The sequence below is a fragment of the Pseudomonas sp. QTF5 genome, from assembly GCF_000512695.2.
Taxonomy (GTDB): Bacteria; Pseudomonadota; Gammaproteobacteria; order Pseudomonadales; family Pseudomonadaceae; genus Aquipseudomonas.
Window position 1 is genome coordinate 63,553 of record NZ_AZRW02000022.1, and the last position, 26,690, is coordinate 90,242.

Here is a 26,690-nt window from a genome sequence, read left to right on the forward strand (position 1 = left end):
CTGCTACAAGGGCGGAATCAGGCGTGAGCCGACACTGGCAGCGGTGCCGCCAGCAAGCGCTCATCCAAAAGACCCAAGCCCTCCTGGAACAGCTGATTACTGCGTTCGGTGTCACCCAGTTGCGCCAGCAACCGCGCCAGTTCGGCGCAGGCTTCAGGGTTGCGCTGCACGCGCAGGCTGCTTTCCAGATAATCCCTGGCCTTGCCCCACAGACTGCTTTGCAGACACAAACGGCCCAACGTCAGCAACAGGCTCGGGTCGGCGGGATGATCCTTGAGCCAACCCTCGGCGATGTGCAGTTGCCTGGCCGGATCGCTGCCGCGAACCAGCCCGTACAAGCGCGCCAGATGGCTGTCGTATTGGCGCTTGAGGGCTGCACGCAGGATCTCTTCGGCCTCGACCTGCGCCCCCAGTTGTCGCAACTGCTCGGCATAGGCCAACACCAGTTGCGGTTCCTGGCGCTGAGCGGCGGTGAGTTGCTGCCAGGCGCGATTGAGCGATTGCAACCCGACCGTTCCGTCCTCTTCCCGGTGCGCCGCCAACGAAAGATTCTCACCCCAGGCGCGACGCTCCAGCTCAGCCAGCTCGGCCGGTGGCAGCACCTTGTCCTTGCGTAACTCTGGCAACAAGCGAATCACAGCCGACCAGTCGCCCCGCTGCTGAAGCAAGCGCTGCAATTGGCGCAGGGTCTGGACATTATGAGGATGACGCTCATGCATGGCTTGCAGGGTCACCAGCGCGCCTTCAGTATCGCCGCGGTCGGTCTGCAATTGGGCATGATTCAAGGCAATCGCCAGCTCGGCCTGGGGCTGTCGCTCCAGAGCGCGCTCCAGCAGGTTGTCGCTTTCCTCGTAGTGACCTTGTTCGTTGGCGGCGCGGGCGGCACCGAGGTAATAGAGCAGCGGCTGGCGCTCGGCTTCCGCCGCGCGATACAGATGACGCTGCGCACTGGCCCAGCGGCCCTCGGCCAAATCGAGCTGGCCGTGCTCGATCGCCACTTGCACCCGTCGACTGCGATTGCGCCGCGACCATGGATTGACCACTCCACCGGAAGTCGTCACCAGCTCGATCAACGCCTTGATGCCCCAGAACACCAGCCACAACACGACCACCAGAGCCAGGGTTGCCCATAGACTCGATTCATAACGGAAGCTTTTGTAGGCGATCAGCACGTAGCCGGAATGCTCGGCAATCGCCAGCCCCAGTGCGGCGGCAGCGGCGATGACCACGAACACGATCACATAGAGGCGCTTCATGGCGTTGCCTCCTGCATAGTGCTCGCGGCAGGTTTGGCCAGCGGTCTCACCGACTCCTCGGCGTTGACGTTGCGCCGCTCAAGGTAGGCCTGAACCGTACTCAACGTGCCGGTCAGATCCGGCGTGACCACCGCCACTGGCTGCTTGCTCAACTCGGCCACCTGCTCCAGCATGACTTTGCTCTGGGGGTTGTCCGGGTTGAAGTTACCCTTGAGCACGTCCCGCGCTTCGGCCAGCGCCTGGGTGTAAACCGCGGCTTGTCCATTGAGCGCTGCCCATTGCGCCTGCTCCAGCGCCAGGCTCAGGGCCAGACGCACCTGGCTCAGGCTCTGCCCTGCCAGCAACGGCCGGACATTCTTGTCGGCGTTGAAATCGATGCGGATATAACGCGAGATCTGATCCCACCATTGCGCCCAGCGACTGGCACCGTCGCCATCGGTGGTCAGGCCCAGCAGGGACTCGCCACGGTCCTTGTACTCAGGCGCCAGCTCGGTGAGGTTGATCACTTGATCACGCAAGGCGCCGAGTCGCAGGAACAGCCCGGTGCGATCCGGCTGTTCGGTACTGCGCAGGGCTACCAGGGTTTTGGCCACTTGCTCGCGGGCGGCAAACGCTCCCGGGTCGTTCTGTTCACGGAGAATCTCATCGGCCCCTTGCACCAGGGCCTGAGCGCTGCTGATGTCCTGCAACGCCGACAGACGCAGGCTGGCCAGACGCAGCAAGTGCTCGGCTTCGGCCAGACGCCAGTCCTTGCGGCTCGCGCCGAGGACGGTTTCCAGGCGTTGATTCAGGCGTTGCTGATCGCCCTGAAGTTGAATGACCAAGCGACTGCGCGCATCGAGCTCCTCGGCGGCCGGCATTTGCTCGAGGCGAGCCGTCAGGCGCTGCTCGTTGAGCTTCAGGCTCTGTGCCTGATCGTTCAACGCCTGTACCTGACTCAACTGCTGCTGGTTATTGGCTTGCAGGTGACGCACCTGCCAGACTCCCCAACCGCCCACGGCAACACCGGCTGCGCCCAACAGCAGCGCAACGATTGCCAACCCATTGCCTCGGCGCTGATCAACAGCAGGTGGCGCAGTTTCAACCGGTGCATCAAGCACGGGCCGGACGTCATCTTTAGGCAAGGCTGTTTCGCTCACGTATCCATCCTTTGCATTAGAAAACGGGCACGGGATGTTCCCGTAACGCCGCCAGCAAGGCCGCGGCACTGGCGCCGCGACAATCCACAACTGTTTGGGCCCCGGCGGCACGTGCCAACTCGGCGACCCTGGGGCTTGGAACAAACAACGGCAACCGCACCATGCTCGGCCAGGCATCGCCAGCCAATTGGTGCAGGTGCTCAAAACCCTGTCCACTGCTGACCACCAGCCCGTTCAAGCGTTCCGCTTTGATCCGGCCAGGCAGCGTTGCCGACGGGTACTGCGGCAAACCGCGTCGGTACAACTCCAGATACTCGACACTAGCACCAAGCTCGCGCAAACGCTCAGCCAGCAACTCGCGCCCACCCTCCCCGCGCATGATCAGCACCCGCGGATCGGGTCGGGCGACAGCCTCGCGCAACGGCGCAAGGTCAAGCAAGGCTTCGCTATCATCGCCGTCGACCGGGAAGCTCACATCCAGCCCATTATCCTCGAGGATCTGCGCCGTCGCGGCGCCCACGCTGAACCACTTCAGAACCGGTGGCTGCAGCCAGTACCGGTTGAGCAGATCGACAGCGATTCTGGCGGCCGGTTTGCTGACCACGATCACCGCGCAATAGCTATCCAGCTTCTGAATGACTTCGCGCATTGTGTCAGAGGCAGGAATCGGCTCGATATCCAAAAGCGGCAAGCTGCTGCTGAAAACCCCCGCGTCGGCCAGCACTCGGGCAAGCGCCACCGATTCATCCGCAGGGCGCGTCAGCAACAGGCGCCAGCCAGTCACTCGTGCCCTGCCTCGCCATAGACTGCTTTCAGAATGGCGTCGGCGCCCTGGCTCAGCAGGTCTTCGGCCACTTGCACACCCAAAGCCTCGGCATCAGCCCGTGGCGCACGGGCCTCGGCACTGAGCAGCAGGCCGCCGCTCGGATCGCCTACCAAACCACGCAACCAGATCTGCTCGCCTTCAAGCACGGCGTAGCAAGCGATTGGTACCTGGCAACCGCCATTCAAATGTTTGTTGAGGGCACGCTCGGCGGTAACGCGAGTGGCCGTGTCCTGATGATGCAGCGGCGCCAGCAGCGCATGGATTTCAGTGTCGACGCGACGGCATTCGATACCGACCGCGCCCTGGCCACCGGCCGGAAGACTGTCTTCGACACTGATGGCCGAAGTGATGCGGTCTTCGAAGCCCAGGCGAATCAAACCCGCCGCGGCGAGGATGATGGCGTTGTATTCACCGGCATCGAGCTTGGCCAGGCGGGTGTTGACGTTACCGCGCAGGAAGCGGATTTGCAGGTCCGGGCGGCGGGTCAACAGTTGGGCCTGACGGCGCAGGCTGGAGGTGCCGACGATGCTGCCTGGCGGCAACTCATCCAGGCTGGCGTAAGTATTGGAAACGAACGCATCGCGCGGGTCTTCGCGCTCGCAGATGCAGAACAGACCAAGGCCTTCGGGGAAATCCATCGGCACGTCTTTCATGGAATGCACGGCGATGTCGGCTTCATTTTCCAGCAGCGCGGTTTCCAGCTCCTTGACGAACAAACCCTTGCCGCCGATTTTCGACAGGGGCGAATCAAGCAGCTTGTCGCCGCGACTGACCATGGGCACCAGCGTCACGAGCAGGCCAGGATGGGCCTGCTCCAGACGAGCCTTGACGTATTCGGCCTGCCACAGGGCGAGAGCACTTTTGCGGGTGGCGATGCGGATTTCGCGAGAGGACATGGATCAATCCGTACTGAATAGATACGGCGGATAATAACAGCTCAGCCAAATCCACTTTGACTTGTATCAGAAAATGCACGCACGCCCTGGCCTTTAGTGTCCGGTAACAGGGTAGAGATCCGCCCTGATCAGCGGATTAGGGGGCGTTCTCAATTAGTTTCCCCGCCGCGTTGTCGCCTTAAAGCTGTTGCATCATTTTGCGCACGCCGGCCACATGGCGTCGGCTGACGATCAGCGCATCGCCGTTCAGGCCTTTGAGGAACAGCTGGAAATGCCCCAAGGGCGTGCGTTGCAGCCGCTCGATGCGTTCGCGGGCAACCAGTGCGTTGCGGTGGATCCGCACGAAACGGTCACCAAACTCGTCTTCCAGGGCCTTGAGCGGTTCGTCGAGCAACACTTCACCGCCTTCATGACGCAAAGTGACGTACTTGTGGTCGGCGATGAAGTAGACCACTTGATCCAATGGGATCAGTTCGATGCCTTTTCGGGTGCGAGCGCTGATGTGGCTGCGCGGACCGCTGCCGGTTTCGGCCGCCGGCCGAGTCAAGGCCGCGAGCTGGACGCGATTGGGTCGCTCGGCTTTCTTTAATGCTTCGTGCAACTGTTCTGTGCGCACTGGTTTCACCAGATAACCTACGGCGCTGGCCTGTAGGGCTTCCACGGCAAATTCATCGGGCCCTGTGCAAAACACCACGGTGGGTGGGGTGTCGCGTTCGCACAATCGTGCAGCCACTTGCAGACCATCGAGGCCCGGCATGCGAATATCGAGCAGCACGATATCCGGCTTGTGGCTGTCGATCAGCGCCAACGCTTCTTCGCCATTCGTGGCGCTGGGCTCCAGGACATTGTACCCCTCGAGTTCACCGACCATTCGGCTCAGGCGTTCGCGGGCCAGGGGTTCGTCATCAACGATCAGGACATTCATATTGCGCTGGATTCCTGCGTGAGTCTCGCACAAAGATAGCGTAGACAGGTGAAGTGACGTCCGTCACCGCGATCCACGCTAAGACTAGCGCGAGGGCCAAAAAGTGCCGCGAGACCGGCGGCTAAATTTTTATCTGCCGGGTGACTGACAGCCCAGGCCCGCGTTGGCGAGGCATCGCCGTAATGTTTGCTGATACGCAATATGAACACCCCTCTTCTCTCTATAGTCAGCTGCAGCATCGAGAAGTGCGCTGATCCTCTGTCCAACTGTAGACGGTTGCCGGGACGATATTGCTCAAATGAGAAATATCGTTGTGCAATTTCTACAAGGCTTGCTTGGAGTACGGGCCGCTCCATGAGAAAAAAACGTATCGACCAGTGTCAGCGACAGGATTGGCAACCCTGTTATTATCCGCGTCAGCGTTCCACGCCATCTTTCTTCAAGCCGATACGAGCGAATTCATGAGCACTGACAAGACCAATCAGTCCTGGGGCGGCCGCTTCAGTGAACCCGTCGACGCCTTCGTCGCCCGCTTCACCGCCTCCGTCACCTTCGACCAGCGCCTGTATCGCCACGACATCATGGGCTCGATCGCCCACGCCAGCATGCTGGCCAAGGTCGGCGTGCTGACCGATGCCGAGCGCGACAGCATCATCGACGGCCTGAACACCATCCAGGGTGAAATCGAGGCCGGCCAGTTCGACTGGCGCATCGACCTTGAAGACGTGCACATGAACATCGAGGCGCGTCTGACCGACCGCATCGGCGTGACCGGTAAAAAGCTGCACACCGGCCGCAGCCGTAACGACCAGGTCGCCACCGACATCCGCCTGTGGCTGCGGGACGAGATCGACCTGATTCTTGGCGAAATCACCCGCCTGCAACAAGGCTTGCTGGAGCAGGCCGAGCGCGAAGCCGGCAGCATCATGCCGGGCTTCACTCACCTGCAAACCGCGCAGCCGGTGACCTTCGGGCACCACATGCTGGCCTGGTTCGAAATGCTCAGCCGCGACTACGAGCGTCTGGTGGACTGCCGCAAGCGCACCAACCGCATGCCGCTGGGCAGCGCCGCGCTGGCGGGCACCACTTACCCGATCGACCGCGAATACACCGCTCAACTGCTGGGCTTCGACGCTGTCGGCGGTAACTCGCTGGACAACGTGTCCGATCGAGACTTCGCCATCGAGTTCTGCTCGGCCGCGAGCATCGCGATGATGCACTTGTCGCGGTTCTCCGAAGAGTTGGTGTTGTGGACCAGCGCGCAGTTCCAGTTCATCGATCTGCCGGACCGTTTCTGCACTGGCAGCTCGATCATGCCGCAAAAGAAAAACCCGGACGTGCCAGAGCTGGTTCGCGGCAAGACTGGCCGGGTATTTGGCGCATTGATGGGCCTGCTGACTCTGATGAAAGGCCAGCCGCTGGCCTACAACAAGGACAATCAGGAAGACAAGGAACCGCTGTTCGACGCCGCCGACACCCTGCGCGATTCGCTGCGGGCCTTTGCCGACATGATCCCGGCGATCAAGCCCAAGCACGCGATGATGCGCGAAGCGGCATTGCGCGGTTTCTCCACCGCCACCGACCTGGCTGACTATTTGGTCCGCCGTGGTCTGCCGTTCCGTGACTGCCATGAGATCGTTGGTCACGCGGTGAAGTATGGCGTGGACACCGGCAAGGATCTGGCGGAAATGAGCCTGGAAGAGCTGCGCAAATTCAGCGACCAGATCGAGCAGGATGTGTTTGCCGTGCTGACCCTGGAAGGTTCGGTGAATGCCCGCGACCACATCGGCGGGACTGCGCCGGCGCAGGTCAAGAAGGCTGTTGCTCGCGGTCAGGCGTTGCTCGCCAGCCGTTAAAAGCTTCGCGGGCGAGCCCGCTCCCACAAGGATCTCCGTCTGGCCAAAATTTATGGCAGACAGAGAAACCTGTGGGAGCGGGCTTGCCCGCGATGACTGACTTCAGAGCACTACAAAACCTATTTTTTGGACGCGATCATCGCCAGAAACGCAGGCATCGCCGCGTCCTTGTCCTTTGCGATCCGCTGCACATGCGGATTCTGCTCCAGACGTTCCAGCAGCGCCCTGGCCGCCGGCATCTCGGCCAGCAGATCAATATCAAACAGCTTCTGCGCCACGGCACAAGCCATCGGCACGCTGTACAGGAAATACAAATCCGCCATGCTGAGACTGTCACCCGCTACGTAAGGGGCGAATTTGCCGTGCCTGCCCAGCGAGGCAAACCCCAGCAGTAACTCGGCCTTGGTCTTTTCCTGGATAGCCTCCGGCACGGACATGCCGAAAAACGCTGCGGGGTAGCAGGCGCGCGCCGGCAGCTCGATGTACAACTCGATTTCCTTGGCCAAGGCCAGGACCTGCGCTCGCTCGAAAGGATCGCTCGGCAGCAGCGGCGTGCCTTTCTGGCTCTGCTCGAGGTACTCGAGAATCACGTTGGTTTCGTTGATGAAACCTTGTTCGACGCCCAGCACCGGAACCTTTCCACGTGGGCTGATAGCTAGCGTTTCGGGGGTAGTGCCTGGGTAAAACGGCACTTCTTCAAACGGCAGCTCCCTCTCCAGCAACGCCAGCTTGACCATGTTGTAGTAGTTGCTGACGCAAAATCCATAAAGCTTGAGCATTACATAGCCTCCAGGCCGTGCAGGGGGTTGGCAGCGCCAGTTATAGAACGCCCGGGCACTTCTTGCCAGCAGCATCACAGCGCTGAATGCGGGTAAACTGGCGGCCTTTCCTTGAGGAGCCTGCCATGAGCGAGCAAAACGACATCGACAACGACGAAGAAGAGTTCACCGAAACGACGCTGATCGAAGCGATCGAGAACCAGATCGAAAGCGATAACCCACCAGCAGCCAAGGCGACCTTCAACAAGCTGACCCTGGTGGGTTACGAGCGTGAAGAAATCCTCAACCTGATGGCCCACGTGCTGGCAGTGGAAATCGACGCGATCCTCGAAGAAGACCGCGCGTTCAACACCGAATGGTACGAAACCGCGCTGCGCGCTCTGCCAGAGTTGCCGCCGGAAAAGAAATAACCCAGCCCTGTCACGGGGCTTTTGTGGCGAGGGAGCTTGCTCCCGTTCGGCTGCGTAGCAGTCGCAAAGCTTTTGGGGCCGCTTCGCGACCCAACGGGAGCAAGCTCCCTCGCCACAGGCAAGCCCCTCGCCACAGAAGCCCGCCTCCACACAGATTGTCACCATTCACTCCCGCCTTACCCCAGCCCCTGACTACACTGGACACCACCCCGCTGCCCGCACCACCTACCGGGGAATGTTCGCCGAGGCGAAAAAACCCTGTTACGAGCACTGGACATGCTGCGCGAGTGGGATCACCTTAGGAGCGCTGTCGTCTAATTCCTAGAAAGTCTGGAGTCCTTATGTCGCTTACCCCTGAGTTGGTTGCCGAACTGGAAATCCTCGCCCTCTTCAACCTGGACAGTTCCCAGGAAGGTTTGAAAATTCATCAGACCGCTGCCCCGAAAGCCATTGCCGCCGCCCAAAGACTGTTCGATAAAGAATTGATCACCCAGCCCGATGGCGGTTATCTGACCAGCCTGGGGCGTGACGCTGCACAAAATGTGCAAACCGTTCTAACCATTCTGTCCGTCCAGGAAACCGCCTGAGCATCACCGCATCGCCCACGGAAACCTCTGTCACGGGATTTCCGCGGGCACACTTGGTACCCGCTGTCGCCGTGCGATAGAAACCTGACGCCAGAAATACAAAATCACCTGAAAAGTCCCGGAGCCGAGGCGCTAAACTGCCACTCATCCCGAGCCCTCCCACGTCCGAGCCCCGCGAGCCGGATTGAGCTGACATGACCCGCACCCATGAAATCCGCCCCGATCTGGACGAGGGAATCGACCGCAAGGTTCTCAGCCAGCTGCGTGCCCGTTTTCTGAAGCTCAACGAGGGTCGCATGGCCCGTGCCATGGAAGGGTTGTCGACCCGCCAGCAAACGGTGCTGACCCTGCTGCCGCTGTTTTTCCATGTCAATCATCCGCTATTACCGGGTTACGTCTCGGGCAGCACTCCAGCCGGGCTGTCGAATTTCGAACCTGATGCAAACGCCCTCGCCGAAGCCCAGCGCCTGACCCGCTCGTTTTCCTACAAGCCGCGCCACGGCAGCAATCCGCCGCGACCGATTCACGGCCTGTTCCTGATGGGCAGCCTCGGCACCCTGGCCCAGGCCGATCAGAGCGACATGGACGTATGGGTCTGTCACGGGCCGGACTTGAGCGAAAGCGAGCTTACTGAGCTGCGCAAGAAATGCCAGTTGCTTGAGCTATGGGCCGCCAGCCAGGGGGCCGAGGCACATTTTTTCCTGATCGACCCTGCGCGCTTCGTGCTCGGCGAGCGCGATACCCAACTGAGTTCGGAAGACTGCGGCACCACCCAGCACTACCTGCTGCTGGACGAGTTCTACCGCACCGCTATCTGGCTGGCTGGCCGTACACCCATCTGGTGGCTGGTGCCGGTTTATGAAGAGGCGGCGTACGACCGTTATACCCACACGCTGTTATCCAAGCGCTTCATCCGTGCCGACGAAACCCTGGACCTGGGGCATCTGTCGTATATCCCGCCCGGGGAGTTCATCGGTGCCGGGCTCTGGCAATTGTTCAAAGGCATCGAGTCACCGTACAAATCAGTGCTCAAACTGCTGCTGACCGAGGTCTACGCCAGCGAACACCCCAAGGTCCACTGCCTGAGCCTGCGTTTCAAGCAGGCGGTGTTTGCCAATCGACTGGATCTCGACGAACTGGATCCATACGTCGTGGTTTACCGGCGCATCGAGGAATATCTCACGGCCCGGGGCGAACCGGAACGGCTGGAGCTGGTTCGCCGCGCGCTGTACCTGAAGGTCAATCGCAAACTCACCGGCAGCAGCGGTCGCACCCAGAGCTGGCAGCGTTCGTTGCTCGAACGCTTGGCCCACGAATGGCATTGGGATCCGCGTCAGCTCGCGTTGCTCGACAGTCGCAGCCAATGGAAAGTCCGCCAGGTCAGCGCCGAACGCCGAGCCCTGGTCGGCGAGCTGAATTACAGCTACCGCTTTCTGACGCAGTTTGCCCGCAACGAGCAGACTGTCAGCCTGATCAACAAGCGCGACCTCAATGTGCTGGGCCGGCGGTTGTACGCGACCTTCGAGCGCAAGGCCGACAAGGTCGAATTCATCAACCCGGGCATCGCCCCCGATCTCGCCGAAGACACCCTGACGCTGGTGCAGGCCCCAAACAAAAAAGAACCGGGACAAACCCAATGGGGTTTGTACAACGGCAGTTTGACCGTCCACGAGTGGGAGCATTTCTCGCCGATCAAGCGCAGTCGTCAGTTACTGGAACTACTCACCTGGTGCCACCGCAACGGCGTGATCGACAGCAGCACCCGTCTGGCCCTGCACCCCGGCACCAGCGACTTGAGCGAGTTCGAACTGTTCAACTTGCTCGGCAGCCTGCAACAAAGCATTGCCCTGCCCCTGACCACCGTCGCCGAAGAGCCTTTGCTGCGCGCCAGTGTGCCGAGCGAAATACTGATTCTGGTGAACGTCGGCGTCGATCCGCTCAGGCACCATCGCGACCTGAACATCCTGATGACCACCGAACGCACCGACTCCTTGAGCTATGCCGGCGTGCGGGAAAACCTGGTGCTGACCCTGGACCAGGTCACACTCAACAGCTGGAACGAGGTGTTGGTCAGCCGTTTTGACGGCCCCCACGCCCTGCTCGACTGCCTGCGCGATTACCTCAACGACCTGCCGGATGGGCCACGACAGCCCAAGCTGCGGGTGCGTTGCTTCTGCCACAACCGCGCGCAATTCATTGCCCGGCGAGTAGAAGAAATCCTCGACACCGCGCAGAACCTGCTGCTAAGCAAACTCAATCATCGCTACCTGATTCAGGTCCAGCAGCATTACCACGTGCTGGAACTGGTGCCCGGCCAGGTCAATCACGTCGCCCTCGCCACCCTGCCAGCGCTGTTCGACTACCTCGGCGAAGAACTGGCGAGCTACAGCCCGTTTCATCTGGACCCGATGGCACTGGAAGACCACGATCTGGCGCTGATCCTGCCCATGGGACAACCCGATTGCGTCCAAGTGTTCTACCGGATCAACGAACACCAAGCCGATCTGTACGTACTGGATGAGTTCAATGCTCTGTGGCAGCAGCGCCTGCCCTATCACGACGAACAAAGCCTGCTGGTGCCGCTGCAACGCTTCCTGCAATCGATCCAGTACCGGCGCGATGCCTTGCTGCCGATGGATGCAGCCCAGCCACTGAGCCTGGATACTTTGTATTACCAGTTGTTGCCTTCAGGTACCGCACGGGCGCGTCGGGTCGAAGCCCGGCCGGCGCCGCAAACGCCGGTCAACAAACCGTTCTATGACGTGCAGGCCATCGTCGGCAAAGCTGCACCAGGGCAGGTGCAGGTCACTCTGTATTGCAATCAGCGGGAATTTTCAGAGCTGGAACATGGCGACGAACTGTTCAGCGTAGTCGCCCGGGAAATCGTCGAGCAGCGCCGCGGGAGCGAACGCTATCGCTGCTACATCACCGACCTGGACCTGTCGGGCCTGCTCGGTGATGGTCAGGGTTCAAGCCAGCTGTATCTGCGCTACAAGGCCGACCTGGAACGCGCACTGAACGAGGCGCTCAAGCAGGTCTGAGGGGTTTCATTCCGGGAAGTCGCCGCCATGAGCAGGCTGCGATTCGACTTCCAGCAGGGTCAGTTTCAAGGTCTTGCCGCCCGGTGCCGGCCAGTCGATGTGCTGACCAACCTTAAGCCCCAGCAACGCGCTGCCGACCGGCGCCAGGATGGAAATCTTGCCTTCGTCGGCGTTGGCATCCTTGGGGTAAACCAGGGTCAGATGATAATCCTTGCCGCTGCTTTCTTCACGGCAATGCACACGGGAGTTCATGGTCACGACATCGGCTGGCACATCTTCGTGACCGACCAGGGTATCGGCGCGATCCAGTTCGGTTTGCAGCGCGATAACGCCCGGCAGCGTGTCATCCAGGCTGTCGATCAGGCGCTCCAGACGTTGTACGTCCAGACGGGTAAGGGTGATGGAAGGTGCGGTCATGATCAGGGCAGACTCCTTTCTTCTGCACGAAAAAAGCAAAACCCCGCCAGAAAAAGGCGGGGTTTTCACGAGCCTCGATGGGTTGAGGCGTCTCTGGACACTATCACAGCTCAATAAATATACAAGTCAGGGGCGACCACGGCCCCTTAAGACTTGCGGAGGAGCCTGTGGCGAGGGAGCTTGCTCCCGCTGGGGCGCGAAGCGGCCCTAAAAATCCTGCGGCTGCTTCGCAACCGAACGGGAGCAAGCTCCCTCGCCACAAAAGCCCTTATGCCAAGGCTTTGCGCTGAACAGCCTGCGCGCAAATCACTCGCCGCCGCTCATCATCCGCCGAGCGCCATTCGCGAATATCTTCGACATGGCGAAAACACCCCAGGCAGACCTTCTGTTCATCCAGCCGACACACACCGCTGCACGGCGAAGGCACCGCCGGGCTGACATTGCTGTAAAGCGGTTTGGGCGGACGAACGGGTGCAGGCTGGGTCACGATCTCACAGACCTTCGAAATCGAGTTCGACGTCGGCTTGCTGTTTGACGATGCGCTCAAGCATCTCACCGAGCTGCTCTTCACTCTTGTCACACATCCAGCGCTCGCTTTCTGCGTCGTAATCAAAGTGGAAGCCACCGGATACCGCCGCCAGCCACAGCTGACGCAGCGGTTCTTGACGACTGAAGATCAATTGGCTGCCGTTTTCGAACTTGACGGTGAGCACACCGGCCGAGCTCTCCAGATCGATATCCAGGCCACTCTCGTCAAAAATATCCTCCAGCGACTGCTGGGTTGCATCGACCAGGTCGTGGAAACGGGCTTCGGTCAAACTCATTGCGGGAACCTCAAAAAGTGTCTACTCACGCTCAAGCGCCGCAAGATACGGGCGAGCCCCGGTGATTGCAAAGGATAACCACCAAGGGCTCGCTAGCGTTATGAAATATCGACGCAAGACCTGATAGCGCCAAAATACATTGTGGGAGCGGCGGTGCGGCGATCCGACTTGCTCGCGAAAGCGCCGTGTCAGTCGACATCAATATCGAATGAATGACCGCATTCGCGAGCAAGCCCGCTCCCACAATGGACTGCACATAACTGACCGACATCGTGCCAAGCCCCGCCGGACGGGAGGTGCGTCGCATAGGCAAGCTGCCGGGTGGCCGGTATACTCCGGCGCAATTAACGCATTTTCAAGGATTTCGCCATGAAGCGCCTGATCTCTTCCCTTGCTGCGCTCGCTTCGCTCGTCGCTTTTGTCAGCTTATTATCGGCCTGTGGTCAAAAAGGCCCGCTGTACCTGCCTGATGAGAACCAGGATCCTGCCGAGCAGGCCAAGTCCTCGCAACAGCAGCCTGCCTCCAAGGCACACAAGCACGACGTCTACTAAGGGAACGCTATGGACGCTTTTAACTACCGTGACGGTGAACTGTTCGCGGAAGGTGTTGCCCTGTCCGCCATCGCCGAACGCTTTGGTACACCGACCTACGTTTACTCCCGTGCCCACATCGAAGCCCAATACCTGGCTTACGCCGATGCGCTGGCCGGCATGCCGCACCTGGTGTGCTTTGCGGTCAAGGCCAACTCCAACCTGGGTGTACTGAATGTCCTGGCGCGTTTGGGCGCCGGTTTCGACATCGTTTCCCGTGGCGAGCTGGAGCGCGTACTGGCCGCTGGCGGCAGTGCTGACAAGATCGTGTTCTCCGGCGTCGGCAAGACCCGTGACGACATGCGTCGGGCGCTGGAAGTCGGCGTGCATTGCTTCAACGTCGAGTCCACCGATGAGCTCGAACGCCTGCAAGTGGTGGCCGCCGAGCTGGGCGTTCGCGCACCTATCTCGTTGCGCGTGAACCCGGACGTCGATGCCGGCACTCACCCGTACATCTCCACCGGTCTCAAGGAAAACAAGTTCGGCATCGCCATCGCCGACGCCGAAGATGTGTACGTCCGTGCCGCGCAACTGCCTAACCTGGAAGTGGTCGGCGTCGATTGCCACATCGGTTCGCAGCTGACCACCCTGCCGCCGTTCATCGACGCCCTCGACCGCCTGCTGGGCCTGGTCGACCGCCTCGGCGATTGTGGCATTTACCTGCGCCACATCGATCTCGGTGGTGGTTTGGGCGTGCGTTATCGCGATGAAGAGCCGCCACTGGCTGCCGACTACATCAAAGCCGTGCGCGAGCGTCTCGACGGTCGTGACCTGGCGCTGGTGTTCGAGCCGGGCCGTTTCATCGTCGCCAACGCCGGCGTGCTGCTGACCCAGGTCGAGTACCTCAAGCACACCGAACACAAAGACTTCGCCATCGTCGACGCGGCCATGAACGACCTGATCCGCCCGGCGCTTTATCAAGCCTGGATGGACGTCACCGCCGTGCGCCCGCGCAACAGCGCCGCTCGCGCCTACGACATCGTCGGCCCGATCTGCGAAACCGGCGACTTCCTGGCCAAGGATCGTCAGCTGGCTCTGGAAGAAGGCGATCTGCTGGCCGTGCATTCGGCCGGTGCCTATGGGTTTGTCATGAGTTCCAACTACAACACCCGCGGCCGTGCCGCTGAAGTGTTGGTGGACGGTGATCAGGCGTTTGAAGTGCGTCGCCGTGAGACGGTAGCCGAGTTGTTTGCTGGCGAAAGCCTGCTGCCGGAGTAAAACCATGCTGCTGCGTTTTACCAAGATGCACGGCCTGGGCAATGACTTCATGGTTCTCGACCTGGTCAGCCAGCACGCGCACATCCTGCCAAAACACGCAAAGCTTTGGGGCGATCGGCACACGGGGATCGGTTTCGACCAGTTGCTGATCGTCGAGGCGCCGAGCAACCCGGACGTGGATTTCCGCTATCGGATCTTCAATTCCGACGGCTCCGAAGTGGAACAGTGCGGCAACGGTGCGCGCTGCTTCGCCCGCTTCGTGCTCGACAAGCGCCTGACCGCCAAGCGGCTGATTCGCGTCGAGACCAAAAGCGGCATCATCGAACTGGACATCCGCAACGATGGCCAGATCAGCGTCAACATGGGCGCCCCGCGCCTGGTGCCGGCCGAGATTCCGTTCGAAGCCCCGAGCCAGGCCCTGAGCTATCAGGTCGACGTCGACGGCACCACGGTCGAACTGGCCGCGGTGTCCATGGGCAACCCCCATGCCGTGTTGCGGGTCAGCGACATCAACAACGCACCGGTGCATGAACTGGGGCCGAAAATCGAACATCACCCGCGCTTCCCGGCGCGGGTCAATGTCGGTTTTCTCCAGGTCATCGACCGGAGCCGTGCGCAGTTGCGCGTCTGGGAACGCGGGGCCGGGGAAACCCAGGCATGCGGAACCGGCGCCTGTGCTGCCGCAGTGGCCGCGATCAGTCAGGGGTGGATGGATTCGCCGCTATTGATCGACCTGCCCGGCGGGCGTCTGTCCATTGAATGGGCAGGCCCTGGTCAACCGGTCATGATGACCGGCCCGGCAGTGCGCATATACGAAGGACAAGTGCGTCTTTGAGTGAGCGAAATCCATGACCGACAAGCCCCAGGTTCCCGCCCTGCAGCCCGACGAATCTCCTTCCGAAAGCCTTGAGGCGGCGGCGATTGCCGCGTACCTGGAGGCTCATCCGGATTTCTTCATCGAGCACGAAGAATTGCTCCCGGCCCTGCGCATACCGCACCAGCGCGGCGACACCATTTCGCTGGTCGAACGTCAGATGACCATCCTGCGCGACCGCAACATCGAGTTGCGCCACCGCCTTTCGCACTTGATGGACGTAGCCCGCGACAACGACCGACTGTTCGACAAGACCCGCCGCCTGATTCTCACGCTGATGGACGCTACTAGCCTGGAGGACGTGGTAATCAGCGTCGAAGACAGCCTGCGCCAAGACTTCCAGGTGCCCTTCGTCAGCCTGATTTTGCTGGGCGACAACCCGATGCCGGTGGGCCGCTGGGTCACACATGCCGAAGCACAAACGGCCATCGGCGGCTTGCTCTCCGAAGACAAAAGCGTCTGTGGCAGTCTGCGCGAACATGAACTGGACTTCCTGTTCGGCGAAGAACAGCGCAAGCAGATCGGCTCCACCGCCGTCGTCGCCATCAGCTATCAGGGCATCCACGGCGTTCTGGCCATCGCCAGCCGCGATCCGCAGCACTACAAGAGCTCGGTGGGTACGCTGTTCCTGAGTTACATCGCCGAAGTCATGGGCCGTGTGCTGCCACGGGTCAACAGCTCCCTGCGCTCGGTACGCTGACCATGGAACGACAACTGGACGCTTACTGCGAACACCTGCGCAGTGAGCGGCAGGTGTCGCCGCACACGCTGTACGCCTACCGCCGCGACCTCGACAAAGTGCTGGGTTGGTGCGTCAAACAGAACATCGACAGCTGGGCCGCGCTGGACATCCAGCGCCTGCGCAGCCTGATCGCTCGCCTGCATTCCCAAGGTCAATCGTCTCGCAGTCTGGCGCGGCTGCTGTCGGCAGTACGCGGGCTCTATCACTATCTGAACCGCGAAGGTCTGTGCGATCACGACCCGGCCAATGGCCTGGCACCGCCCAAGGGTGAACACCGCCTGCCGAAGACCCTCGACACTGACCGCGCGCTGCAACTACTTGAAGGCGCCGTGGAGGATGATTTTCTCGCGCGTCGGGATCAGGCGATTCTGGAACTGTTCTATTCCTCCGGCCTGCGACTTTCGGAACTGACCGGGCTCAACCTCGATCAGCTGGATTTGGCTGATGGAATGGTCCAGGTGCTTGGCAAGGGCAGCAAGACCCGGCTGTTGCCAGTGGGCAAAAAGGCTCGCGAAGCGCTGGAGTTGTGGCTGCCGCTACGAGCCATGACCAACCCGGCGGACGACGCAGTGTTTGTCAGCCAGCAAGGCCGGCGCCTCGGTCCACGGGCGATTCAGGTGCGGGTCAAGGCTGCCGGCGAGCGCGAACTGGGGCAGAACCTGCACCCACACATGTTGCGACACTCCTTCGCCAGCCATTTGCTGGAGTCCTCTCAGGATTTGCGCGCGGTGCAGGAACTGCTCGGACACTCGGACATCAAGACCACCCAGATCTATACCCACCTGGACTTCCAGCACCTGGCGACGGTCTACGACAGTGCCCATCCACGGGCCAAACGCATTAAAGGCGATGATTCATGACCCTCCAATTGATCACCTTCGACCTCGACGACACCCTGTGGGATACCGCCCCAGTGATCGCCAGCGCCGAAATCGTATTGCGTGAATGGTTGACCGAGCACGCCCCGAACCTGGGCGCGGTGCCGGTGGAGCATCTGTGGTCGATACGCGAGCGAGTGCTGAGCAACGAACCGAGCCTCAAGCACCGCATCAGTGCCCTGCGTCGGCGGGTGTTGTTCCATGCGCTGGAAGAAGCCGGTTATGGACATACCGAAGCATCCGACCTGGCCGATCAGGGTTTCGAAGTGTTTCTGCATGCGCGACATCAGTTGGAGATCTTCCCGGAGGTGCAACCGACCCTGGAAATTCTGGCCAATCACTATGCGCTTGGCGTGGTCACCAACGGCAACGCCGATGTGCGTCGATTGGGGCTGGCGGATTACTTCAAGTTTGCCCTGTGCGCCGAAGACATCGGCATCGCCAAACCCGATGCGCGATTGTTTCATGAAGCACTGCAGCGTGGCGGCGCGACCGCCGAGACAGCGGTGCATATCGGCGACCATCCTGGCGATGACATTGCCGGCGCCCAGCAGGCGGGGTTGCGGGCAATCTGGTTTAACCCGGCGGGCAAGGTGTGGGAAGCCGAGAAGGCGCCGGATGCCGAGATTCGTAGCCTGAACGAATTGCCAGGGTTGTTGGCCCGCTGGAACGCCCAACACTAATCCTGTGTAAGTACACAAATACACTGTGGGAGCGGTGGTGCGACGATTCGACTTGCTCGCGAAGGGGGCGCATCAGCCACCATTGATGTCGGCTGACACACCGCTTTCGCGAGCAAGCCCGCTCCCACATTGGATCGCGCCCTGCTCATGACTTTTGTTTCACCCATGAAAAAGCCCGCAGCGACGGCGGGCTTTTTCAGCAAGCAAGAAGCAGGCGCTTAGATAGGCCGGCTGCCGTACTTGTTATCAGGCTTCTTGGGAGGATCGGCGACCACATTGGCCTCCACTTCCTGCACCTTGCCGCCCCGTGCCAGAAACTCTTCCATGGCCTTGGCCAGGGCGTCGCGTTCCTTGTTCTTGGCTTCGACGCTCGGCAGCTCATCGACCGACACCGCAGCCTTGGCCTTGCCTTTGGCAGTTGGAACGGGCGTATCACCACCGTCATCTTCAGCAACGTCTTCTGCCGCCGCTTCAAGGCCTTCTTCGGTTTCGTCTTCGTCGCCTACTTCGAGGTCGTCGTTTTCCAGATCATCGTCGCTCATGTTCTACCTCATGACTTGCGAAAAGCAGATTAGTTATAGCCCAGCTTTGCCGTCTGTCGACGGCTGCCGGAAAAAAATCAACCACCGCTGGTAACCAGCGGTTTTCATGCCCCTTCACCGTGCACGGTGGCGAGGACTTTACGGGCACCGCCGTGATCACGGTGCTCGCCCAGATAAACACCTTGCCAGGTCCCCAACGCCAGTCGGCCTGCCGAGATCGGCAAACTGAGCTGACAGCCAAGTACGCTGGCCTTGAAGTGCGCCGGGAGGTCGTCCAGGCCTTCGTCGTTATGCTCATAGCCGTCTGTTCCTTGTGGGATCAGACGATTGAAAAATCGTTCGAAGTCGCGACCTACCGCCGGATCGGCGTTCTCGTTGATGGTCAACGACGCCGAGGTATGCTGTAGCCACAAATGCAACAGACCGACCCGACACGCCTTGAGTTCAGGCAAGCCGGCGAGTAATTCGTCCGTTACCAGATGAAAGCCCCGGGGCCGTGCTCGCAGGGTAATCAGAGTCTGTTGCCACATACAGTTCTCCGCACGTTCGGGGCGCATTCTAGCGCGCTCTGGGAAAAAACAAAGGCCCTAATATTCCTTCAATCGTGTAAGCCATTGGCCGCAGAAAAACGCCCGTCGTAAACGCGACCGAACGTGTAAGAAAAAACCTTTCAGCCCTTCCTTCACTGACAAATCCCGGACAAAAAAATGCCCGGCAAGCCGGGCAAATTTTTCATGCGCGTGCTTACAAGTTGTAGCCGCGTTCGTTGTGAAGCGCCAGATCGATGCCGACAGCTTCTTCTTCCTCGGTGACACGTAGACCCATGACAGCGTCCAGGACCTTGAGGATGATGAACGTGACGATCGCGGTGTAGATCACCGTGAAGCCCACGCCTTTGCACTGAATCCAGACTTGTGCACCGATGTCGGTGACGGTGCCGAAGCCACCGAGGGCCGGTGCCGCGAACACACCGGTCAGGATTGCGCCGAGGATACCGCCGATACCGTGTACGCCGAAGGCATCCAGGGAGTCGTCATAACCGAGTTTTCGTTTCAGGGTGGTTGCGCAGAAGAAGCACACCACACCCGCCGCCAGACCGATTACCAGAGCGCCCATCGGGCCCACGGTGCCTGCCGCCGGAGTGATTGCAACCAGACCGGCCACAACACCCGAAGCGATACCCAGTGCACTTGGTTTGCCGTGGGTGATCCACTCGGCAAACATCCAGCCCAGCGCCGCAGCAGCGGTGGCGATCTGGGTGACCAGCATCGCCATGCCGGCAGTGCCGTTGGCGGCGGCAGCGGAACCGGCGTTGAAGCCGAACCAGCCGATCCACAACATCGCGGCACCCATCAGGGTGTAGCCGAGGTTGTGCGGAGCCATTGGGGTGGTCGGGAAACCTTTACGCTTGCCCAATACCAGGCAGGCAATCAGACCGGCCACACCGGCGTTGATGTGCACCACGGTGCCGCCGGCGAAGTCGAGCACGCCCCAGTCCCACATCAGGCCGCCGTTGCCGGACCAGACCATGTGCGCAATCGGCGCGTAAACCAGGGTGAACCAGATGCCCATGAAGATCAGCATGGCGGAGAACTTCATCCGCTCGGCGAAAGCACCGACGATCAACGCTGGGGTGATGATGGCGAAAGTCATCTGGAAGGTAATGAAGACCGCCTCAGGGAACAGCGCCGCGGGACCGGTCAGGCTCGAAGGCGTGACACCGGCGAGGAACGCCTTGCCCATGCCGCCGAAGAACGAGTTGAAGTTGACGACGCCCTGCTCCATGCCAGTGGTGTCGAACGCAATGCTGTAGCCATAAATGACCCATAGAATGCTGATCAGACCGGTAATGGCGAAGCACTGCATCATCACGGAAAGAATGTTTTTCGAGCGAACCATGCCGCCGTAGAACAGCGCGAGACCGGGAATGGTCATGAACAGCACAAGGGCTGTCGAGGTCATCATCCAGGCGGTATCGCCGGAATTGAGGACTGGGGCCGCCACTTCGTCTGCCGCCATGGCCAGGCCGGGCATTACGAGGGACAACAGGGCTCCTAGCCCTGCGATTTTACGCAGAGTCATATTGTTTTCTCCTGGGGCGTTGGGTTTGTGGCGGCTTAGATTGCGTCGGTATCGGTTTCGCCGGTACGGATGCGAATCGCCTGTTCCAGATTGACCACGAAGATCTTGCCGTCACCGATCTTGCCGGTGTTGGCGGCCTTGGTTATCGCCTCGATAACCCGGTCCAGATCCTTGTCGTCAATGGCGACATCGATCTTCACCTTGGGCAGAAAATCGACCACGTACTCCGCGCCGCGATACAGCTCGGTATGACCCTTCTGCCGACCGAAGCCTTTGACCTCAGTAACGGTAATGCCCTGCACGCCGATCTCGGACAGCGACTCGCGCACGTCGTCCAGTTTGAACGGCTTGATGATGGCAGTGACTAGCTTCATGAAAACTCTCTCCCGAATTGGTGGACTTGCCCCAGGAAAACAAACCCGACTCAAGTCTAAGCGCAGTGCCTGGCTTTGTAACGCATCGTCGGCCTTACCTGCCCGTCCGACGCCAGCGAACCACTCCGCACGAAACTTCCCCCGTTTCGCTTGGCGCACTGCATTCGTCACAGCGACTGCATCAGTGCATGGGTCACCAGCGACTAAGCAGAAAGCTTGCCATCTATCAAAAACCCATTGATTTCAATCCCTTGGCCGCTACCTCAAGCCCTTTCGCCCGATTGACGCAACGGTTACGCACAACAACAGTGCGATACCGTCCATCCCTATGCGCGAAAAGCGTGCATCGCAGCCGCCGAGATTGACTATAGACACTGCGTGATACACTGCCCGCCATTGTTTGACAGGACATTTCCCATGCTCGCGCCCAAAGACTTCCTCGATGCCCTGAGCGGCACCGCCTCCCGCCTCTTCAGCGGCGACACTCCACTGCCGAAAAGCGAAATCGAAAGCCAGTTCAAGGCTCTGTTGCAGAGCGGCTTCAGCAAACTGGACCTGGTGAGTCGGGAAGAGTTTGATAGCCAGATGGTCGTGCTGGCACGGACCCGGGCACGGCTGGAGAGCCTTGAAGCGAAAGTGGCGGAGCTGGAAGCGAAGCTCAATCCACCTGCTGACGCCGAGTAACCTGATCGTTCCCACGCTCTGCGTGGGAATGCCGCCAGGGACGCTCCGCGTTCCGCTCCAGATGTGACGCAGAGCGTCACGGGATGCATTCCCACGCAGAGCGTGGGAACGATCATTCAATGTGTTCTGTAGGAGCTGCCGAAGGCTGCGATCTTTTGATCTTAAGCCCCGCAAACATCCCGGCAACGTCCTACAAAGAACACCACCGCCGTCCGATTGCGCCGCCAGGCCCCGGTTCTTAAGCTCACCTTCTGCTGAATATTCAGCACTGGGTTTGGCGACCCGGAAGACCCCGACGCACCGCGACCACATTCGACCGAGGAATTTGTTCCCATCTCGAATTATGGCGGCTATGCGTGGGAGACCTTCGGGTCTGCCGGTTTTCGGGCGTCACCGGTTCGCCAACCCGCGCATGGCTGCCACCCTTTTCGTTTGGCGACGATCAGAGGCAGTTTTCTTCATTTGATCCCGAGAACTGCACCATGGACGAAAACTATCTAATCCCCCACATTTTCACCCGCCACAAACGCCACCTCCACGCCCTCCTTCTGGAAAACCAACCCTGGTTCTGCGCCCGCGACCTCGGCCGATTACTCAGGCTATTCCTGGACGAACGAGCGCTACGAAAACTCGATCCCGATCAACACCAGAGCATGCAAATGCTCATCCACGGCACTGTCGAAAACACACTGCTGGTCAGCGAATCCGGCATATACGCGTTATTGGTCTACCACTACTGCCCCGAATACCGAGGCCTGCGCGAATGGCTGACCCACAACGTGGTACCAGCCCTCAGAGACGCCCAACAACCCACCTCAACCGAACGCCCGATTCTGAGCCTGCTCAATTGGCCGGAGATGTCGTTGAGTTTGCTGCACTGGAATAACCAGCCGTGGATTCGGTTGCAGGATGTTCCGCAGCTACTGCCGAATGAGGAACGACCGCGAAGTACGGTCAATGCTCCATGGTGGAAGCGTGCGTCACGAATACTCCAGGCATTCTGAACGACAAAAAAAACCCCACGTTTATCGCGTGGGGTTCGTTCAGGAGCAGTGGTTCAGGCGCAGTGCGGGAGCCGCTCAACCTGATCCCGGATCGCAGCCCCTCGTTCGATCTCGGCTTTTCGCAAATCGTATGTCGATTGCAGGTTCAGCCAAAACTCGGGAGTCGTGTCCAGGCAGATAGATAGCCTTAGAGCCATATCGGCACTGACACCTCGACGCTGAAGCACGATGTCGTTCACCGTAGGCGTCGAAACGCTCAACGCTCTGGCCAAGGCTGCAGCCGTAAGGCTCAGAGGCTCCAGGTATTCCTCTTTGAGGATCTCGCCAGGGTGAACCGGGCGCATACCATTCTTAGTCATTACTCACCTCAGTGATAATCGACGATTTCGACATTCTCTGGTCCGTTAAGCCCCCAAACAAAGCAAATTCGCCATTGAGCGTTGATGCGAATGCTGTGCTGACCTTTTCGATTTCCTTCCAGCGCCTCCAATCGATTGCCTGGTGGTGATCGAAGGTCCATCAGCACGGCAGCAGCATCAAGCATCGTCAGCTTTCGTTCCACGACACTCAGAATGGCTGACCACATACGGGTCTTTCCGCTGCGAAACAGGTACTCGGTCTCAGAACACTTAAAGCTAACGATCATAATTTAAAGCTTAACGTTATGCATTAATCTTGAGTGTATAACCTGAATTCACTTATGCAAACGCGGTGTTGCGATTCTTGGCCACCCTTTCAAAACTTTAGGAAAAAGACTACCTGCGCCCTTCAGAAGGCTTCGAAATCCAGCCGAGTCCTACAAAAACAAGCGCCAATTCCCATTGCATCAAAACCGTGTCCACCGCTTAAGCTGATTGACCAAAAAAACCAATCTACAAAGCCAAAAGAGGTCGCTATGAAATCCAAAAAACAAAAAGCCAGACAGTTACTCGTCGCTGAATATCACGCTGAGGCACTCCGGTTAGCCAGGAGCGTATCGGTCAATCAACGCCGCTTTTTTGATGTCGCCGCTGCTCAGGGCAAAGAACTTGAACCGAGTGGCTGGCTTGCAGGCACGAGCCTGACGAAGCTCCCGAATTAGCTCACCAAAACTCGCAACATCCTGCGAAAGTTTCCTTCCCTTGCCGCCACGCTAAACCCTCACTCCCCAGCTACCCTTCAAAAACCGCAGGAAGCGGTTCCCCGTCAGCTCAAGGAACGACCATGTCCCTATCCATCGTCCACAGCCGCGCCCAGGTCGGCGTGGAAGCGCCCGCCGTTACCGTAGAAGTGCATCTGGCCAACGGCTTGCCGTCGCTATCCATGGTCGGACTGCCCGAGGCAGCGGTGAAGGAAAGCAAAGACCGGGTACGCAGCGCGATCATCAATTCAGGGCTGCAATTTCCGGCACGGCGCATCACCTTGAATCTCGCCCCTGCCGACTTACCAAAGGACGGCGGGCGGTTTGATCTGGCGATTGCCTTGGGGATTCTGTCGGCCAGTGTGCAAGTGCCAACGTTGACGCTGGATGACGTGGAGTGCCTGGGAGAATTGGCGTTGTCGGGCGCTGTGCGGGCGGTTCGGGGTGTGTTGCCGGCGGCGCTGGCAGCGCGCAAGGCCGGGCGCACGCTGGTGGTGCCGCGGGCGAATGCCGAGGAGGCCTGCCTGGCTTCGGGTCTGAAAGTGATTGCGGTGGATCATTTGCTAGAGGCGGTCGCGCATTTCAATGGCCATACGCCCATCGAACCCTACGCTTCCAATGGCTTGCTCTACGCCAGCAAACCCTATCCCGACTTGAACGAAGTGCAGGGGCAACTCGCGGCCAAGCGCGCGTTACTGATTGCAGCGGCAGGAGCTCATAACTTGCTGTTCAGCGGACCGCCAGGAACAGGGAAAACCCTGTTGGCGAGTCGTCTGCCTGGCCTGTTGCCGCCATTGGCCGAGAGTGAAGCGCTGGAAGTCGCGGCGATTCAATCCGTCGCCAGTTGTGTGCCGTTGAGTCATTGGCCGCAGCGCCCCTTCCGACAGCCACACCACTCCGCTTCAGGCCCGGCACTGGTGGGCGGTGGCTCGAAACCGCAACCTGGCGAAATCACCCTCGCCCACCATGGCGTGTTGTTCCTCGATGAGCTCGGTCTTTTGCTTTTTACGTAATTTTATCTATACCTGCTGAGCGGCTGCAGGACTGTGGGTTGATGCAAATTCCTATGAGGGCCACTGCTGGACCGCATTGATCTGCACCTGACGGTTGCTCGCGAAGCCACGGCGTTAAATCCTGCGCTGAAACCCGGCGACGACACTGCCACCGCCGCCGAGCTGGTCGCCGATGCACGAGAGCGGCAACAGAAACGCCAAGGCTGTGCCAATGCATTCCTCGATTTACCGGGCCTGCGCAAACACTGCAAGTTATCCACAGTTGACGAAACCTGGTTGGAAACGGCGTGTGAACGGCTGACCTTGTCCCTTCGAGCGGCCCATCGACTGCTCAAGGTTGCTCGCACTCTGGCGGACCTTGAGCAGGTCGATGGCATCACCCGTGAGCACTTGGCCGAAGCGCTGCAATATCGGCCGACAACACTCTAGTCAGCATCACCCCTTAGTGAGATCAACCAACGGCGTCTGCCGCACCTCAGTCTCCCGCCCACCCTGAATCTCGCTCACCTGCTTCAACGCCTTATCCACAGCCGCTTTATCCGACAACAAGCTATAGCTGATGCGGAACTGCTTCTGTTCCTTCGGCGCAATCGTCGGCACCAGGTTCAATGGCCGCTGATACCGACGGTTGTAGGAAAAACTCGTCCCCGGCTCCAGCCCCGTGACATAGCCCTGCCCTTGGGTATCGGTGTTTTTCCACAGGGAGAACACGGGCAGTGTTTGAGTGTTGAAGCCGACCGAGACGCCCAGGCTGCCGGCCTTGTTATGCAGCACGGTCAACGTATCGCCCTTGGCATCGGCATACGGCACCACGTTGTAGACCGTTTCGTCGTAGTCCTTGGTCGGTGCGCGGTAGGTTTGCCAGTCGGGCAGATCGCCCTTGGCCTTGTCGTTGAACGGCGACACCTGTTTCACCGGCGCGGCGAAGCGGGCGCCTTGCTCCAGGAACGGGGTGCTGAAGTTGCTGTGATACAGCGCCTGGTATTCCTTCGGATAGTCGCCGTTGTTGGTCAGGGTGTCGTTGAGGGCGAACGCGACGCTGCCAGGTTCGGTGACCAGCTCGGTCGCGACCGAGAAGTCGACCTTCTTGAACGCCTGTTCTTTCAGCTCGCCGCGCAGGGTGATGGCGTACGGCGGTTTTTCATCGATGTGCAGGGTAACTTTGTTCGCAGGGATGTTGGCGGCGCGACCATGCAGGGTCAGCAGTTCGCCGTTGTCGATGCCGGGGTGACCGACCCATTCGTAGCCGCAGCGGGTGACGAGTTCATTGAAACCTTCCAGCCAGCCCAGGCCACCACGGCCGTTGAGTTCGATGAAGGATGGATTGACCACTTCCTTGACCGGCGAATCCCAGCCCATGCGCACGTCACCTACAGACGCTTGCAGGACGTTCATGCCGCGAGTGGGCACCACCGAGAGCTTCATCGTGCCGTTATCGATGTCGACGATGCTGACGCCCTCTTGCCGCCCGCCGTGCAAGGTGCGCAGGGTGACGCTGAAGGGTTTGTCGGTTTTTACGCCGAGTTGCTGGCTGGTGATTTGCCAGTTCTGGGCGGCTTTATCAGTGTCGAGCAGGACATAGTCCCAAGCCATGGCTTGGGAGGCAGCGGACAGTGCGCTGAGGGCAACAAAGAGTTTGAGCGGGGTCATGGCAGCAGCCTTTCTTGGAGTTGTGCCATTTTTATAAACTTGAAGAAACGTTTCAGCAAGCATAAAAATCGAGACGCTGGTGCTAAATGCCAAGGAAGGCAACTAGAGAGGAATTGATCCGCAGATTTGGGCAAATCCTGAATTGGGTCGATCCCTTCGCGAGCAAGCCCGCTCCCACCGTAGATCTGCGGCGAACACAGTATCTGTGAACACCCGAGATCAAATAATGAAATGGCTACCCCCGCCGCCCTCTGCGATCGCCCACTAAGCTTTCGCAGG

29 protein-coding genes and 2 pseudogenes are annotated in these 26,690 nt (G+C 59.9%); 15 read left to right on the forward strand and 16 right to left on the reverse strand.

Annotation, left to right across the window (positions count from 1 at the left end):
* Positions 1–17: 17 nt before the first annotated feature.
* The 5 genes from IC37_RS17935 to IC37_RS17955 all read right to left on the reverse strand — a co-directional run bounded on the left by IC37_RS17935 (position 18) and on the right by IC37_RS17955 (position 5,042).
* Positions 18–1,256 (reverse strand): heme biosynthesis protein HemY, encoded by a 1,239-nt coding sequence (locus tag IC37_RS17935; protein WP_030129103.1) that lies wholly within the window; start codon positions 1,254–1,256, stop codon positions 18–20.
* Positions 1,253–2,395 carry a uroporphyrinogen-III C-methyltransferase gene (locus IC37_RS17940; RefSeq protein ID WP_030129104.1) on the reverse strand — a complete coding sequence of 381 codons (1,143 nt, stop codon included), beginning with the start codon at positions 2,393–2,395 and terminating at the stop codon, positions 1,253–1,255. Before IC37_RS17940 ends, IC37_RS17935 begins: the two co-directional genes overlap by 4 nt.
* A 16-nt stretch (positions 2,396–2,411) precedes the next feature.
* Entirely contained in the window at positions 2,412–3,179 is a 768-nt protein-coding gene (locus tag IC37_RS17945) for a uroporphyrinogen-III synthase (protein ID WP_030129105.1), read from the reverse strand.
* Positions 3,176–4,117, reverse strand: a complete 942-nt coding sequence (gene hemC / locus IC37_RS17950; protein ID WP_030129106.1) for a hydroxymethylbilane synthase — start codon at positions 4,115–4,117, stop codon at positions 3,176–3,178. The genes IC37_RS17945 and hemC overlap by 4 nt, the downstream gene beginning before the upstream one ends.
* Positions 4,118–4,295: 178 nt before the next feature.
* Positions 4,296–5,042, reverse strand: coding sequence for a LytTR family DNA-binding domain-containing protein (locus IC37_RS17955; RefSeq protein WP_030129107.1), 747 nt, complete (start codon positions 5,040–5,042; stop codon positions 4,296–4,298).
* A 461-nt stretch (positions 5,043–5,503) separates the two neighbouring features.
* Here IC37_RS17955 and argH point away from each other — a divergent pair, with 461 nt between their 5' ends.
* Entirely contained in the window at positions 5,504–6,898 is a 1,395-nt protein-coding gene (argH, locus tag IC37_RS17960; RefSeq protein ID WP_008013738.1) for an argininosuccinate lyase, read from the forward strand.
* Positions 6,899–7,017: 119 nt separating this feature from the next.
* Here the strand turns inward: argH and IC37_RS17965 are convergent, their stop codons facing one another.
* Positions 7,018–7,677: a glutathione S-transferase family protein gene (locus tag IC37_RS17965; RefSeq protein WP_030129108.1), complete on the reverse strand. Its 660-nt coding sequence runs from the start codon at positions 7,675–7,677 to the stop codon at positions 7,018–7,020.
* Positions 7,678–7,802: 125 nt separating this feature from the next.
* Here IC37_RS17965 and IC37_RS17970 point away from each other — a divergent pair, with 125 nt between their 5' ends.
* The 3 genes from IC37_RS17970 (at position 7,803) to IC37_RS17980 (ending at position 11,715) form a co-directional block, all read left to right on the forward strand.
* On the forward strand, positions 7,803–8,087 hold the full coding sequence (locus tag IC37_RS17970) for a hypothetical protein (RefSeq protein ID WP_030129109.1): 285 nt from the start codon (positions 7,803–7,805) through the stop codon (positions 8,085–8,087).
* Between the two features lie 341 nt (positions 8,088–8,428).
* Entirely contained in the window at positions 8,429–8,674 is a 246-nt protein-coding gene (locus IC37_RS17975) for a TIGR02647 family protein (protein WP_030129110.1), read from the forward strand.
* 194 nt (positions 8,675–8,868) lie between these two features.
* Complete coding sequence (locus IC37_RS17980) at positions 8,869–11,715, forward strand: class I adenylate cyclase (RefSeq protein WP_030129111.1); 2,847 nt, start codon at positions 8,869–8,871, stop codon at positions 11,713–11,715.
* A gap of 6 nt (positions 11,716–11,721) precedes the next feature.
* Here IC37_RS17980 and rnk read toward each other — a convergent pair whose 3' ends face one another.
* From rnk to cyaY, 3 genes are all read right to left on the reverse strand, one after another.
* A complete protein-coding gene (gene rnk / locus IC37_RS17985; RefSeq protein WP_030129112.1) occupies positions 11,722–12,132 on the reverse strand; it encodes a nucleoside diphosphate kinase regulator in 411 nt (136 codons plus the stop codon).
* Between the two features lie 268 nt (positions 12,133–12,400).
* Complete coding sequence (locus IC37_RS17995; protein WP_081729300.1) at positions 12,401–12,619, reverse strand: DUF1289 domain-containing protein; 219 nt, start codon at positions 12,617–12,619, stop codon at positions 12,401–12,403.
* Between the two features lie 4 nt (positions 12,620–12,623).
* Positions 12,624–12,956, reverse strand: coding sequence for an iron donor protein CyaY (gene cyaY, locus IC37_RS18000; RefSeq protein WP_030129113.1), 333 nt, complete (start codon positions 12,954–12,956; stop codon positions 12,624–12,626).
* A gap of 369 nt (positions 12,957–13,325) precedes the next feature.
* Here cyaY and IC37_RS18010 point away from each other — a divergent pair, with 369 nt between their 5' ends.
* From IC37_RS18010 to IC37_RS18035, 6 genes are read left to right on the forward strand one after another with little or no spacing between them, the layout of a single operon-like run.
* Positions 13,326–13,508, forward strand: coding sequence for a lipoprotein (locus tag IC37_RS18010; RefSeq protein ID WP_030129114.1), 183 nt, complete (start codon positions 13,326–13,328; stop codon positions 13,506–13,508).
* A gap of 9 nt (positions 13,509–13,517) precedes the next feature.
* Positions 13,518–14,765, forward strand: a complete 1,248-nt coding sequence (gene lysA / locus IC37_RS18015) for a diaminopimelate decarboxylase (RefSeq protein WP_030129115.1) — start codon at positions 13,518–13,520, stop codon at positions 14,763–14,765.
* Positions 14,766–14,769: 4 nt separating this feature from the next.
* Positions 14,770–15,600 (forward strand): diaminopimelate epimerase, encoded by an 831-nt coding sequence (dapF, locus tag IC37_RS18020; protein WP_030129116.1) that lies wholly within the window; start codon positions 14,770–14,772, stop codon positions 15,598–15,600.
* A gap of 13 nt (positions 15,601–15,613) precedes the next feature.
* Positions 15,614–16,339 carry a DUF484 family protein gene (locus IC37_RS18025; RefSeq protein WP_030129117.1) on the forward strand — a complete coding sequence of 242 codons (726 nt, stop codon included), beginning with the start codon at positions 15,614–15,616 and terminating at the stop codon, positions 16,337–16,339.
* Between the two features lie 2 nt (positions 16,340–16,341).
* Positions 16,342–17,241, forward strand: coding sequence for a tyrosine recombinase XerC (xerC, locus tag IC37_RS18030; RefSeq protein ID WP_095920365.1), 900 nt, complete (start codon positions 16,342–16,344; stop codon positions 17,239–17,241).
* The gene (locus tag IC37_RS18035) at positions 17,238–17,942 is read left to right on the forward strand and encodes an HAD family hydrolase (protein ID WP_030129118.1); all 705 of its coding nucleotides are present in this window, start codon (positions 17,238–17,240) and stop codon (positions 17,940–17,942) included. Before xerC ends, IC37_RS18035 begins: the two co-directional genes overlap by 4 nt.
* A gap of 218 nt (positions 17,943–18,160) precedes the next feature.
* Here the strand turns inward: IC37_RS18035 and sutA are convergent, their stop codons facing one another.
* From sutA to glnK, 4 genes are all read right to left on the reverse strand, one after another.
* Positions 18,161–18,484 (reverse strand): transcriptional regulator SutA, encoded by a 324-nt coding sequence (sutA, locus tag IC37_RS18040; protein ID WP_030129119.1) that lies wholly within the window; start codon positions 18,482–18,484, stop codon positions 18,161–18,163.
* A gap of 104 nt (positions 18,485–18,588) precedes the next feature.
* Positions 18,589–19,014 (reverse strand): secondary thiamine-phosphate synthase enzyme YjbQ, encoded by a 426-nt coding sequence (locus tag IC37_RS18045; RefSeq protein WP_030129120.1) that lies wholly within the window; start codon positions 19,012–19,014, stop codon positions 18,589–18,591.
* Between the two features lie 214 nt (positions 19,015–19,228).
* Positions 19,229–20,566 carry an ammonium transporter gene (locus IC37_RS18050; RefSeq protein ID WP_030129121.1) on the reverse strand — a complete coding sequence of 446 codons (1,338 nt, stop codon included), beginning with the start codon at positions 20,564–20,566 and terminating at the stop codon, positions 19,229–19,231.
* A gap of 35 nt (positions 20,567–20,601) precedes the next feature.
* Complete coding sequence (gene glnK / locus IC37_RS18055) at positions 20,602–20,940, reverse strand: P-II family nitrogen regulator (protein ID WP_002555808.1); 339 nt, start codon at positions 20,938–20,940, stop codon at positions 20,602–20,604.
* A gap of 417 nt (positions 20,941–21,357) precedes the next feature.
* On the opposite strand from glnK, the gene IC37_RS18060 reads away from it, so the two are divergent.
* Together IC37_RS18060 and IC37_RS18065 are read left to right on the forward strand one after the other, a co-directional pair.
* A complete protein-coding gene (locus tag IC37_RS18060; RefSeq protein WP_007894783.1) occupies positions 21,358–21,624 on the forward strand; it encodes an accessory factor UbiK family protein in 267 nt (88 codons plus the stop codon).
* A 482-nt stretch (positions 21,625–22,106) separates the two neighbouring features.
* Positions 22,107–22,628, forward strand: coding sequence for a Bro-N domain-containing protein (locus IC37_RS18065; protein WP_030129122.1), 522 nt, complete (start codon positions 22,107–22,109; stop codon positions 22,626–22,628).
* Positions 22,629–22,681: 53 nt separating this feature from the next.
* Here IC37_RS18065 and IC37_RS18070 read toward each other — a convergent pair whose 3' ends face one another.
* Both IC37_RS18070 and IC37_RS18075 read right to left on the reverse strand, forming a co-directional pair.
* Positions 22,682–22,987 (reverse strand): HigA family addiction module antitoxin, encoded by a 306-nt coding sequence (locus tag IC37_RS18070; RefSeq protein WP_030129123.1) that lies wholly within the window; start codon positions 22,985–22,987, stop codon positions 22,682–22,684.
* Positions 22,988–22,995: 8 nt separating this feature from the next.
* The gene (locus IC37_RS18075) at positions 22,996–23,274 is read right to left on the reverse strand and encodes a type II toxin-antitoxin system RelE/ParE family toxin (RefSeq protein ID WP_081729302.1); all 279 of its coding nucleotides are present in this window, start codon (positions 23,272–23,274) and stop codon (positions 22,996–22,998) included.
* A 249-nt stretch (positions 23,275–23,523) separates the two neighbouring features.
* Between IC37_RS18075 and IC37_RS18080 the strand changes: the two genes are divergently transcribed.
* From IC37_RS18080 to IC37_RS30995, 3 genes and pseudogenes are all read left to right on the forward strand, one after another.
* The gene (locus IC37_RS18080) at positions 23,524–23,709 is read left to right on the forward strand and encodes a hypothetical protein (RefSeq protein ID WP_030129124.1); all 186 of its coding nucleotides are present in this window, start codon (positions 23,524–23,526) and stop codon (positions 23,707–23,709) included.
* A gap of 122 nt (positions 23,710–23,831) precedes the next feature.
* A pseudogene (locus IC37_RS18085) lies at positions 23,832–24,734 on the forward strand (YifB family Mg chelatase-like AAA ATPase); the annotation flags it as partial.
* Between the two features lie 84 nt (positions 24,735–24,818).
* Positions 24,819–25,190, forward strand: a pseudogene (locus IC37_RS30995) (magnesium chelatase); the annotation flags it as partial.
* Positions 25,191–25,196: 6 nt separating this feature from the next.
* On the opposite strand, the gene IC37_RS18090 reads toward IC37_RS30995, so the two are convergent.
* Positions 25,197–26,411, reverse strand: coding sequence for an aldose 1-epimerase family protein (locus tag IC37_RS18090; protein ID WP_030129125.1), 1,215 nt, complete (start codon positions 26,409–26,411; stop codon positions 25,197–25,199).
* Between the last annotated feature and the right edge of the window lie 279 nt (positions 26,412–26,690).